This is a genomic window from Priestia sp. YIM B13489 (assembly GCF_042787645.1).
In the GTDB taxonomy this organism is placed as follows: Bacteria; Bacillota; Bacilli; order Bacillales; family Bacillaceae_H; genus Priestia; species Priestia megaterium.
Genome location: NZ_JBHZOQ010000053.1, coordinates 4,746,985 through 4,760,090, shown reverse-complemented (window position 1 = coordinate 4,760,090; position 13,106 = coordinate 4,746,985). Strand labels below are relative to the sequence as shown.

The 13,106-nt window shown below is 40.8% G+C and carries 8 protein-coding genes; all 8 read left to right on the top strand.

Going from position 1 to position 13,106, the window contains the following annotated elements:
• Window positions 1-112: 112 nt before the first annotated feature.
• The 8 genes from ACFX4W_RS30275 (at window position 113) to tuf (ending at window position 13,046) form a co-directional block, all read left to right on the top strand.
• On the top strand, window positions 113-715 hold the full coding sequence (locus ACFX4W_RS30275) for a class I SAM-dependent methyltransferase (protein WP_097825353.1): 603 nt from the start codon (window positions 113-115) through the stop codon (window positions 713-715).
• A gap of 245 nt (window positions 716-960) precedes the next feature.
• Window positions 961-4,524 carry a DNA-directed RNA polymerase subunit beta gene (gene rpoB / locus ACFX4W_RS30270; RefSeq protein WP_013081368.1) on the top strand — a complete coding sequence of 1,188 codons (3,564 nt, stop codon included), beginning with the start codon at window positions 961-963 and terminating at the stop codon, window positions 4,522-4,524.
• Window positions 4,525-4,586: 62 nt separating this feature from the next.
• Window positions 4,587-8,180: a DNA-directed RNA polymerase subunit beta' gene (gene rpoC, locus ACFX4W_RS30265; RefSeq protein WP_013081369.1), complete on the top strand. Its 3,594-nt coding sequence runs from the start codon at window positions 4,587-4,589 to the stop codon at window positions 8,178-8,180.
• 131 nt (window positions 8,181-8,311) lie between these two features.
• Complete coding sequence (locus tag ACFX4W_RS30260) at window positions 8,312-8,560, top strand: 50S ribosomal protein L7ae-like protein (RefSeq protein ID WP_013054921.1); 249 nt, start codon at window positions 8,312-8,314, stop codon at window positions 8,558-8,560.
• Between the two features lie 99 nt (window positions 8,561-8,659).
• Window positions 8,660-9,082 (top strand): 30S ribosomal protein S12, encoded by a 423-nt coding sequence (gene rpsL, locus ACFX4W_RS30255; RefSeq protein WP_013054922.1) that lies wholly within the window; start codon window positions 8,660-8,662, stop codon window positions 9,080-9,082.
• Window positions 9,083-9,132: 50 nt separating this feature from the next.
• On the top strand, window positions 9,133-9,603 hold the full coding sequence (gene rpsG, locus ACFX4W_RS30250; RefSeq protein ID WP_013054923.1) for a 30S ribosomal protein S7: 471 nt from the start codon (window positions 9,133-9,135) through the stop codon (window positions 9,601-9,603).
• Between the two features lie 57 nt (window positions 9,604-9,660).
• Window positions 9,661-11,739: an elongation factor G gene (gene fusA / locus ACFX4W_RS30245; protein ID WP_043982712.1), complete on the top strand. Its 2,079-nt coding sequence runs from the start codon at window positions 9,661-9,663 to the stop codon at window positions 11,737-11,739.
• Window positions 11,740-11,855: 116 nt separating this feature from the next.
• Entirely contained in the window at window positions 11,856-13,046 is a 1,191-nt protein-coding gene (gene tuf, locus ACFX4W_RS30240; RefSeq protein WP_013081371.1) for an elongation factor Tu, read from the top strand.
• Window positions 13,047-13,106 lie beyond the last annotated feature (60 nt).

Genomic DNA, 13,106 nt, shown 5'->3' with positions numbered 1-13,106 from the left:
TTATTGCTTAACAACTGATATAAAAAAGCTCGCTTGTACAAGCGAGCTTTTTTGCTTCTGTCATCCTTTTCATTTATAGTAAAGAAGAACATATTGATTAGGAGGTTCTATTTTGACAGAACATTATTTTTCTAATACACCATCGTCTGCAAGTAATGAAGAGCGCTTTTCATTTGAATTGAGAGGAACCTCTTTTTCATTTACGAGTGACCGCGGTGTTTTTTCAAAAAAAGAGATCGATTTTGGATCGCGCCTGTTAATTGAAACGTTTCAAATGCCCGAGAATCCCGGCCCGCTTCTGGATGTTGGATGCGGATATGGCCCAATTGGGTTGGCACTTGCAAAAGAGGACAGCCAAAGAAACGTTCATATGGTTGATGTTAATGAACGTGCATTAGCGCTAGCTCAAAAAAATGCTGAAGTTAATTCAGTATCAAATGTTTCAATCTATCAAAGCTCTTGCTATGAAAATGTGAAGGAAACGAATTTTGCAGCTATTCTTAGTAATCCGCCGATCCGTGCGGGTAAAAAAGTTGTTCATGAAATTCTAGAAAAATCATTAGATCACCTTGCCGACCAAGGAGAACTTTGGATTGTGATTCAGAAAAAGCAAGGAGCGCCATCTGCTCTTGCGAAATTAGAATCTCTATTTAATGAAGTGGAAGTAGTAGACAAGAAAAAAGGGTATTATATCATATGTGCTAAAAAATGTTGACTAATATTTTTTAGTGTGTTAGCATTATAAAATGCCAATATATAAATATTCCATATAAGCTCGGGTTATACATAAAATAAAAGGTATAATTTTGAATTATATGGGAAAAACTAATAAAATCAATAGTACGTTTTTATGAAATTGTGGTTTTCTATTTAAAGAGACCATTTTTCTTTTGTTCAATAATAAACATATGGTTTATTATATATTTTGAATAATAACGCTTGATTTGAGGGGTGAATCAGTTGACAGGTCAACTAGTTCAGTATGGACGCCACCGCCAACGCAGAAGTTATGCTCGTATTAGTGAAGTTTTAGAGTTACCGAACTTAATCGAGATTCAAACGGCTTCATACCAATGGTTTTTAGATGAAGGTTTACGAGAAATGTTCCAAGATATTTCTCCAATTGATGATTTTACAGGTAACTTATCACTAGAATTTATTGATTACAGCTTAGGTGAGCCAAAGTATTCAGTAGGAGAGTCCAAAGAACGTGATGTAACTTATGCAGCACCTCTTCGTGTTAAGGTGCGGTTAATTAATAAAGAAACAGGTGAAGTAAAAGACCAAGATGTGTTCATGGGGGATTTCCCATTGATGACCGAAACAGGTACCTTTGTAATTAATGGTGCTGAGCGTGTTATCGTATCACAGTTGGTTCGTTCACCAAGTGTTTACTATAGTGGAAAGCTTGATAAAAACGGTAAAAAAGGATATACAGCAACTGTTATCCCTAACCGTGGTGCATGGCTAGAATATGAAACTGATGCAAAAGATGTAGTATACGTGCGTATTGATCGTACTCGTAAACTGCCAGTAACAGTGCTGTTACGCGCGCTAGGTTTCGGTTCTGACCAAGAGATTATCGATTTAATCGGTGATAATGAATACATCCGTAATACGCTTGAAAAAGATAATACGGAAACAACGGAAAAAGCGCTATTAGAAATCTATGAGCGTTTACGTCCGGGTGAACCACCGACAGTTGAGAATGCGAAGTCTCTATTAGTATCTCGCTTCTTTGATCCAAAACGATATGACTTAGCGAACGTAGGTCGCTATAAAATTAATAAAAAGCTTCATATCAAACATCGCTTATTTAATCAAAAGCTAGCTGAAACATTAGTTGATCCTGAAACAGGTGAAATTATTGCAGAAAAAGGCGCAATGATTGACCGCCGTCTGCTAGATCGCTTGATTCCGATGCTTGAAGGTGGAGTAAACTTCAAGACTTATAGTCCGGTTGGTGGAGTAGTAGAAGACGATGTTACATTACAATCTATTAAGATTTACGCGCCAAATGATCCAGAAGGTGAAAAAATCATCACTGTATCAGGTAACGCATATGTAACAGAAGAAGTTAAAAATATCACACCTGCTGATATTTTAGCATCAATCAGTTACTTCTTTAACTTGCTTCATCAAGTAGGAGACACAGATGATATCGACCACTTAGGTAACCGTCGTCTGCGTTCTGTAGGTGAATTGTTACAAAACCAATTCCGTATCGGTTTATCTCGTATGGAACGTGTTGTTCGTGAAAGAATGTCAATTCAAGACACGAATACAATCACACCTCAACAATTAATTAATATTCGCCCAGTTATTGCGGCGATTAAAGAGTTCTTTGGAAGTTCTCAATTATCACAGTTCATGGATCAAACGAATCCATTAGGTGAATTGACGCACAAACGTCGTCTTTCAGCTCTAGGACCTGGTGGTTTAACTCGTGAGCGCGCTGGTTTCGAAGTGCGTGACGTTCACTACTCCCACTATGGCCGTATGTGTCCGATTGAAACGCCAGAGGGTCCGAATATCGGGTTAATCAACTCACTATCTTCTTATGCAAAAGTAAACAAATTCGGTTTCATCGAAACACCTTACCGTCGTATCGATCCTGAAACAGGTAAAGTGACAGAGCGAATTGACTACTTAACAGCTGATGAAGAAGATAACTATGTTGTAGCCCAAGCGAACGCTCGTCTAGGTGATGATGGTTCATTCTTAGATGAAAATGTCGTTGCACGTTTCCGTGGAGAAAACACGGTTATCCGTCGCGATCGTTTAGATTATATGGATGTATCACCAAAACAAGTTGTATCTGCCGCTACAGCATGTATCCCATTCTTAGAGAACGATGACTCTAACCGTGCATTAATGGGTGCGAACATGCAACGTCAAGCAGTACCTTTATTAAATCCTGAAGCACCAATCGTAGGTACAGGTATGGAATACGTATCTGGTAAAGACTCTGGTGCAGCCGTGATTTGTAAATATCCTGGCGTTGTAGAGCGCGTAGAAGCAAAACAAATTTTTGTTCGCCGCTATGAAGAAGTAGACGGACAAAAAGTTAAAGGTAACTTAGATCAATACAAATTATTAAAATTTGTTCGTTCTAACCAAGGTACTTGTTACAACCAGCGTCCAATTGTTTCAGTTGGCGACGAAGTAGTAAAAGGTGAGATCTTAGCCGACGGTCCTTCAATGGAAAAAGGTGAGCTTGCTTTAGGACGAAACGTAATGGTTGGTTTCATGACATGGGATGGTTACAACTATGAGGATGCCATCATCATGAGTGAACGCCTTGTGAAAGACGATGTATATACGTCTGTTCATATTGAAGAATATGAATCTGAGTCTCGTGATACGAAGCTTGGACCTGAAGAAATTACGCGTGACATTCCAAACGTAGGTGAAGATGCGCTTCGCAACTTAGATGAGCGTGGAATCATCCGCATTGGTGCAGAAGTAAAAGACGGAGATCTTTTAGTTGGTAAAGTAACGCCAAAAGGTGTAACAGAACTAACAGCTGAAGAACGTCTTCTACACGCTATTTTCGGTGAAAAAGCGCGTGAAGTTCGTGATACTTCTCTTCGTGTACCGCACGGCGGCGGTGGAATCATTCTTGATGTTAAAGTCTTCAACCGTGAAGATGGCGACGAATTACCACCAGGTGTAAACCAATTAGTCCGTGTATATATTGTTCAGAAGCGTAAAATTTCTGAAGGTGACAAAATGGCCGGTCGTCACGGTAACAAAGGTGTAATTTCACGTATTTTACCTGAAGAAGATATGCCTTATCTACCAGACGGTACGCCAATTGACATCATGTTAAACCCATTAGGGGTACCATCTCGTATGAACATCGGTCAGGTGCTAGAGCTTCATTTAGGTATGGCTGCTCGTAAGCTTGGCATTCACGTTGCGTCTCCAGTATTTGATGGTGCGCGTGAGGAAGATGTTTGGGCAACAATCGAAGAAGCTGGCATGTCTCGTGATGCTAAAACAGTTCTATATGATGGTCGAACAGGTGAACCATTCGATAACCGTGTATCAGTAGGAATCATGTACATGATCAAACTTGCTCACATGGTAGACGATAAACTTCACGCTCGTTCTACTGGACCATACTCACTTGTTACACAACAACCACTTGGTGGTAAAGCGCAGTTCGGTGGACAGCGTTTTGGTGAGATGGAGGTATGGGCACTTGAAGCATACGGTGCTGCTTACACATTACAAGAGATCTTAACAGTGAAATCAGATGACGTAGTAGGTCGTGTGAAAACATACGAAGCAATTGTTAAAGGTGAAAACATTCCAGAACCCGGCATACCTGAATCGTTCAAAGTATTAATTAAAGAACTACAAAGTTTAGGTATGGATGTGAAGATGCTTTCTGCTGACGAGCAAGAAATTGATATCATGGACTCAGAAGAGGACCATGAGCAACCAACAGAATCAATTATTGCTGATAACGAAGAAAGCCTTTCTGAAGGACAAAAAGATCCTGTCACAAAAGAGTAAGGAATTACTTTCATATAAACGTTAAGGGAAAAAACCTGTAGATTAAAAGGGAGGTAGGCTCCTTGCTAGATGTAAATAACTTTGAGTATATGAAAATCGGTCTAGCTTCGCCAGATAAAATTCGTTCTTGGTCGTACGGTGAGGTAAAAAAACCTGAAACGATCAACTATCGTACGTTAAAACCTGAAAAAGACGGCTTATTCTGTGAGCGTATTTTTGGTCCACAAAAGGACTGGGAATGTCACTGCGGAAAATATAAGCGCGTTCGTTATAAAGGTGTTGTATGTGATCGTTGCGGCGTAGAAGTTACGCGCGCAAAAGTTCGTCGTGAACGCATGGGTCATATCGAACTAGCTGCACCTGTTTCTCATATTTGGTACTTTAAAGGTATTCCTAGCCGCATGGGACTTGTCTTAGACATGTCCCCTCGTGCGCTAGAGGAAATCATTTATTTTGCTTCTTATGTAGTAACAGATGCTGGTGATACACCACTTGAAAAGAAACAGCTTTTATCAGAGAAAGAATACCGTGCGTATCGTGAGAAGTACGGACAAACTTTCCATGCAGCAATGGGTGCTGAAGCTGTTAAGAAATTATTGCATGACATCGATCTTGATAAAGAAGTAGATGCTTTGAAAGAAGAATTGAAAACTGCTCAAGGTCAACGTCGTACACGTGCTATTAAACGTTTAGAAGTACTAGAGGCTTTCCGTCATTCTGGTAACGAACCTTCTTGGATGATTTTAGACGTTCTACCGGTTATTCCGCCAGAACTTCGTCCAATGGTTCAATTAGATGGTGGACGCTTTGCTACGTCTGATCTAAATGATTTATATCGTCGTGTAATTAACCGTAACAACCGCTTAAAGCGTTTATTAGACCTTGGAGCTCCTAGCATTATCGTTCAAAACGAAAAGCGTATGCTTCAAGAAGCTGTAGATGCATTAATCGATAATGGTCGTCGCGGACGTCCGGTAACAGGACCAGGTAACCGTCCATTAAAATCTCTTTCTCACATGTTAAAAGGTAAGCAAGGTCGCTTCCGTCAAAACTTATTAGGTAAACGTGTTGACTACTCTGGCCGTTCGGTAATCGTTGTAGGTCCGAACTTAAAGATGTATCAATGTGGTCTTCCAAAAGAAATGGCGTTAGAGCTTTTCAAACCTTTCGTAATGAAAGAGCTTGTTGAACGCGGTTTAGCTCATAACATCAAGAGTGCAAAACGTAAAATTGAACGCGTGCAACCTGAAGTATGGGACGTATTAGAATCGGTTATTAAAGAGCATCCAGTTCTTTTAAACCGTGCACCAACGCTACACAGACTAGGTATTCAAGCATTTGAACCTACGCTTGTAGAAGGTCGCGCTATCCGTCTTCACCCGCTTGTATGTACAGCATATAACGCTGACTTTGACGGTGACCAAATGGCGGTTCACGTTCCATTATCTGCAGAAGCACAAGCAGAAGCACGTATCTTAATGCTTGCTGCTCAAAATATCTTGAACCCTAAAGATGGTAAACCAGTTGTTACACCTTCACAGGATATGGTATTAGGTAACTACTACTTAACGCTTGAGCGTGAAGAGGCAGTTGGAGAAGGTATGGTGTTCAAGGATACAAATGAAGCACTATTAGCGTACCAAAACGGTTATGTGCATCTTCATACACGTGTAGGTGTGTATGCAGGTTCTTTAAACAACGAAACGTTTACAGAAGCACAAAATCAACAGTTGCTTGTTACAACGGTTGGTAAATTAGTTTTCAACGAAATTTTACCAAAATCGTTCCCATACATTAACGAACCAACAAGAGAAAACTTAGAAGTGAAAACTCCTGAGAAGTACTTTGTTGAAAAAGGTGCAGATGTGAAGGAATTCATCAAGAATCAACCGGCTATCGCACCGTTTAAGAAAAAAATCTTAGGTAATATTATCGCTGAAGTATTTAAACGTTTCAAAATTACTGAGACTTCTAAAATGCTTGACCGTATGAAAGACCTAGGTTTCAAATATTCTACTAAAGCCGGTATTACAGTTGGTGTAGCTGATATCGTGGTTTTAGGAGAAAAAGAAGTTATCTTAACAGAAGCGCAAGCTAAAGTAGATAACGTACTAAAACAATTCCGTCGCGGTTTAATTACTGAAGATGAGCGTTATGAGCGTGTTATCTCTGTATGGAGTAGCGCGAAAGACGTTATCCAAGGTAAATTAATGGCGTCATTAGACAAACGCAACCCAATCTTCATGATGAGTGACTCTGGTGCCCGTGGTAACGCATCTAACTTCACTCAGCTTGCAGGTATGCGTGGACTAATGGCCAACCCGTCTGGTCGTATCATTGAGTTACCAATCAAATCTAGTTTCCGTGAAGGTTTAACAGTATTAGAGTACTTTATCTCTACCCATGGTGCACGTAAAGGTCTTGCCGATACGGCTCTTAAAACTGCTGACTCAGGTTACCTTACTCGTCGTCTGGTTGACGTGGCACAAGACGTTATCGTACGTGATGACGACTGTGGTACAGACCGCGGTATTCTGGCTGTTGCAATCAAAGAAGGAACAGAAGAAATTGAGAAACTTGATGAGCGTCTAATTGGACGTTATGCAAGAAAAACACTACTTCACCCGGGAACAAACGAAGTGTTAGTGAAAGAAAACGAACTAATTACAGAAGACCTAGCTGAAACAATTGTGGATGCTGGTGTTGAAGAAGTATGGATTCGTTCTGCATTCACTTGTAACACTCGCCACGGTGTATGTAAAAAATGTTACGGTCGTAACCTTGCAACTGGTTCAGAAGTTGAAGTGGGTGAAGCAGTTGGTATCATCGCTGCTCAATCTATCGGTGAGCCAGGTACACAGTTAACGATGCGTACATTCCATACAGGTGGGGTTGCTGGAGACGATATCACTCAAGGTTTACCGCGTATCCAAGAGATCTTCGAAGCGCGTAACCCTAAAGGTCAAGCCGTTATTTCTGAAATTGAAGGTACAATTGCCGGCATTTCTGAAGGACGCGATCGTCAACATGAAATTACTGTTCAAGGAGAGATTGAAACGCGTTCTTACACAGCTCCGTACAGTGCACGTCTGAAAGTTATTGAAGGACAGCGCATTGCACGTGGTCAAGAATTAACAGAAGGTTCAATTGATCCTAAAGAACTACTAAAAGTAAAAGACATCACGGCTGTACAAGAGTACTTGCTTCGTGAGGTGCAAAAAGTATACCGTATGCAAGGGGTAGAAATTGGAGATAAACACGTAGAGGTAATGGTTCGCCAAATGCTTCGTAAAGTGCGCGTAATGGATTCAGGAGATACAGATGTATTACCAGGTTCATTACTTGATATTCACCAATTCACTGATGCAAATGAAAAAGTATTACTTGAAGGCAATCGTCCAGCGACGGGTCGTCCTGTATTACTTGGTATTACAAAAGCATCTCTTGAAACTGATTCCTTCTTATCTGCTGCATCATTCCAAGAAACAACGCGTGTTCTTACCGATGCTGCAATCAAAGGAAAACGTGATGAGTTGCTTGGACTTAAAGAGAATGTTATCATTGGTAAGCTAGTTCCGGCTGGTACAGGTATGACGAGATATCGTAATGCTGAACCGATCAAAAACCAAGCTGAAGAAACGGTAACAATCGACTAATTATAAAATCATTACTCTAGAATGGATGTTTTTTAAAAAAACTACAAAACGTTAGTTGACATCCATTCTAGGGAATGATACTATATCAAAGGTGCTCCTATAAACTACCTGTTACTTTGGAGGATATGATAATGTCTTATGAAAAAGTATTACAGGCTGATCATATTATTGTAGGAACAAAGCAGACGGTGAAAGCATTAAAAAAAGGTACAGTAAAGGAAGTCATCATTGCTGAAGACGCTGATTTTTATGTCACATCCATTGTGGCAAAAACAGCACAGCAAGAAAACGTTCCGTATACGTATGTCCCTTCTATGCGAAAGCTTGGTCAAGCTTGTAGGATAGAAGTTAACGCTGCAACTGTTGCAATTATTAGTTAACACGTTTTTGAACTTTTAGTTTCAAAGACTTTGTTTTTTGCTAAAAAATGAACCACCTGGATGTGTGGTCTTACAAAAGGCGAAAGGAGGAAAATTTAAATGCCTACTATTAACCAATTAATCCGTAATGGTCGTGTGAGTAAAGGTAAAAAATCTGACTCACCTGCTTTAAACAGAGGTTACAACAGCTTCAAAAAAGCTCAAACTAACCAATCTTCTCCACAAAAACGTGGTGTATGTACACGTGTGGGTACTATGACACCGAAGAAACCGAACTCGGCTCTTCGTAAATATGCTCGTGTACGTTTAACAAACGGTATCGAGGTAACAGCTTATATCCCAGGTATTGGTCACAACTTACAAGAACACAGCGTGGTACTTATCCGCGGTGGACGTGTAAAAGATTTACCAGGGGTACGTTACCATATCGTACGTGGTGCACTTGATACTGCTGGTGTGGATGGCCGTATGCAAGGTCGTTCTAAATATGGTACTAAGCGACCAAAAGCAGCTAAAAAATAATAGCTTAACAATTAATAGATAAACTTTTAAAAGTGAAAGGAGGAAGTAGAATGCCACGTAAGGGACCTGTTGCAAAAAGAGACGTATTACCAGATCCGATTTACAATTCTAAGCTTGTATCTCGCTTAATCAACAAAATGATGCTTGATGGAAAGCGCGGTAAGTCACAAGCTATTCTTTATAGAGCATTCGATTTAGTACAAGAGCGCAGTGGTAAAGAAGCTATGGAAGTATTCGACCAAGCTCTTAAAAACATCATGCCTGTACTAGAAGTTAGAGCACGCCGTGTAGGGGGTTCTAACTACCAAGTTCCTGTAGAAGTACGTCCAGAGCGTCGTACTACTTTAGGTCTTCGTTGGTTAGTAAACTATGCTCGTCTTCGTGGAGAAAAAACGATGGAAGAGCGTTTAGCTAACGAAATCCTTGATGCAGCTAACAACACTGGTGCTGCAGTTAAGAAACGTGAAGATACTCACAAAATGGCAGAAGCTAACAAAGCATTTGCTCATTACCGTTGGTAATCTTTTAACGAAACTTTTTAAAAAACAAATTATAATATGGAAGGAGAAATACCTAAGATGGCAAGAGAGTTCTCCTTAGAAAACACTCGTAATATTGGGATCATGGCTCACATTGATGCTGGTAAAACAACAACAACTGAGCGTGTTCTTTATTATACTGGCCGTATCCATAAAATTGGTGAAACTCATGAAGGAGCTTCACAAATGGACTGGATGGAGCAAGAGCAAGAACGTGGTATCACTATCACGTCTGCTGCGACAACTGCTTCTTGGAAAGGTCACCGCGTTAACATCATTGATACTCCTGGACACGTAGACTTCACTGTTGAAGTTGAGCGTTCATTACGTGTACTTGATGGCGCTGTGGCAGTTCTTGATGCTCAATCTGGTGTTGAGCCTCAAACAGAAACAGTATGGCGTCAAGCGACTACGTACGGTGTTCCCCGTGTCGTATTCGTTAACAAAATGGACAAAATTGGTGCTGACTTCTTGTACTCTGTAAAAACGATCCACGATCGTTTAGGTGCAAATGCTCACCCAATTCAGTTGCCAATTGGTGCTGAAGATGAGTTCGAAGCAATCATTGACCTAGTGGAAATGAAAGCATACTTCTACGAAGATGACTTAGGTACTCGTTCAGAGTCTCGTGAAATTCCTGAGGAATACAAAGAGCAAGCTGAAGAATACCGTGCAAGCTTAGTAGAAGCTGTTGCAGAACTTGACGAAGAATTAATGATGAAGTACTTAGACGAAGGCGAGCTTACAGTTGAAGAACTAAAAGCTGGTATCCGTAAAGGTACTTGTGACGTTGAATTCTACCCAGTTATCTGTGGTTCAGCATTCAAAAACAAAGGTGTACAATTAATGCTAGATGCAGTAATTGATTACCTACCATCTCCAGTAGATGTACCATCAATCCAAGGTATCGTACCTGACACAGAAGAAGAAGTTACGCGTGAGTCTAGCGACAACGCTCCTTTCTCAGCATTAGCGTTCAAAGTTATGACGGACCCTTATGTTGGTAAATTAACATTCTTCCGTGTGTACTCTGGTGTACTAAGCTCTGGTTCATACATCAAAAACTCTACAAAAGGTAAGCGTGAGCGTGTAGGTCGTATCCTACAAATGCATGCTAACTCTCGTGAAGAGATTTCTGAAGTATACGCTGGAGATATCGCGGCAGCTGTAGGATTAAAAGATACTTCTACTGGTGATACTCTATGTGACGAAAAGAGTCTTGTAATTCTTGAGTCTATGGAATTCCCAGAGCCAGTTATCTCTTTATCTGTTGAGCCAAAATCAAAAGCTGACCAAGATAAAATGACTACAGCTCTTCAAAAGTTACAAGAAGAAGATCCAACTTTCCGTGCGGAAACTAATACAGAGACTGGTCAAATCATCATCTCTGGTATGGGTGAGCTTCACCTTGATATCATCGTTGACCGTATGCGTCGCGAATTCAAAGTAGAAGCAAACGTTGGTGCTCCTCAAGTAGCTTACCGTGAAACTTTCCGCGCTGGTGCGAAAGTTGAAGGTAAATTCGCTCGTCAATCTGGTGGTCGTGGACAATTCGGTCACGTTTGGATTGAGTTCGAACCTAACGAAGAAGGAAAAGGCTTTGAATTTGAGAACAAAATCGTTGGTGGTGTAGTTCCACGTGAATACATCCCTGCAGTTCAAGCTGGTCTTGAAGATGCATTACAAAACGGTGTTGTTGCTGGTTATCCATTAATCGATATCAAAGCTGCTTTAGTTGATGGATCTTACCATGACGTTGACTCAAGTGAGATGGCGTTTAAAATTGCCGCTTCTATGGCTCTTAAAAACGCAGTATCAAAATGTAGCCCAGCTATCCTTGAACCAATGATGAAGGTTGAAGTTGTTATCCCTGACGAATACTTAGGAGATATCATGGGTGACATTACGTCTCGTCGTGGACGTGTAGAAGGTATGGAAGCACGCGGTAACGCTCAAGTTGTACGTGCATTCGTTCCACTTTCTGAAATGTTTGGTTATGCAACTGCATTACGTTCAAACACTCAAGGTCGCGGAACATATTCTATGCACTTCGATCACTACGAAGAAGTTCCTAAATCAATTTCAGAAGAAATTATTAAAAAAAATAAAGGTGAATAATTGATTTTCACTCTTTATTGAAGTATAACTACTTATGTACGCTGTGAAAGTGGAGCTCATTCCCTTTCACGGCCTCATAAAACATAAACTACATGAATTTTAAGGAGGATTTTCGAATGGCTAAGGAAAAATTCGACCGTTCAAAAACACATGCCAATATCGGTACAATTGGTCACGTTGACCATGGTAAAACAACTTTAACAGCTGCTATCACTACTGTTCTTGCTAAGAAAAGTGGTAAAGGTGCAGCAATGGCTTACGACATGATCGACGCTGCTCCAGAAGAGCGCGAGCGTGGAATCACAATCTCAACTGCACACGTTGAGTACGAAACTGACACTCGTCACTATGCACACGTTGACTGCCCAGGACATGCTGACTATGTTAAAAACATGATCACTGGTGCTGCTCAAATGGATGGCGGTATCTTAGTAGTATCTGCTGCTGATGGTCCAATGCCACAAACTCGTGAGCACATCCTTCTTTCTCGTCAAGTAGGTGTACCTTACCTAGTTGTATTCTTAAACAAATGTGACATGGTAGACGACGAAGAGCTACTTGAATTAGTAGAAATGGAAGTACGTGACCTTCTTTCTGAATACGACTTCCCTGGTGACGATGTACCAGTAATCAAAGGTTCTGCTCTTAAAGCTCTTGAAGGCGAAGCTGATTGGGAAGCTAAAATCATCGAGCTTATGGACGCTGTTGATGAGTACATCCCAACTCCAGAACGTGACACTGAAAAACCATTCATGATGCCAGTTGAGGACGTATTCTCAATCACTGGTCGTGGTACAGTTGCTACAGGTCGTGTAGAGCGTGGACAAGTTAAAGTTGGTGACGTTATCGACATCATCGGTTTAACTGAAGAGCCAAAATCTACTACTGTAACAGGTGTAGAAATGTTCCGTAAGCTTCTTGACTATGCTGAAGCTGGCGACAACATCGGTGCTTTACTTCGTGGTGTAGCACGTGAAGAAATCCAACGTGGACAAGTATTAGCTAAACCAGGCTCAATCACTCCACATACTAAATTTACTGCTGAAGTATACGTTCTTTCTAAAGACGAAGGTGGACGTCACACTCCATTCTTCACAAACTACCGTCCACAGTTCTACTTCCGTACAACTGATGTAACTGGTATTTGTAACTTACCTGAAGGCGTAGAAATGGTAATGCCTGGCGACAACATCGAAATGACTGTTGAACTTATCGCTCCAATCGCGATTGAAGAAGGTACTAAATTCTCAATCCGTGAAGGTGGACGTACAGTAGGCGCTGGCGTTGTAGCTAAAATCAGCGAGTAATTTCTCGTTTCAGTAAAGGGAGTAGGGTAACCTACTCCTTTTTTATTTGGTGATAAAAGG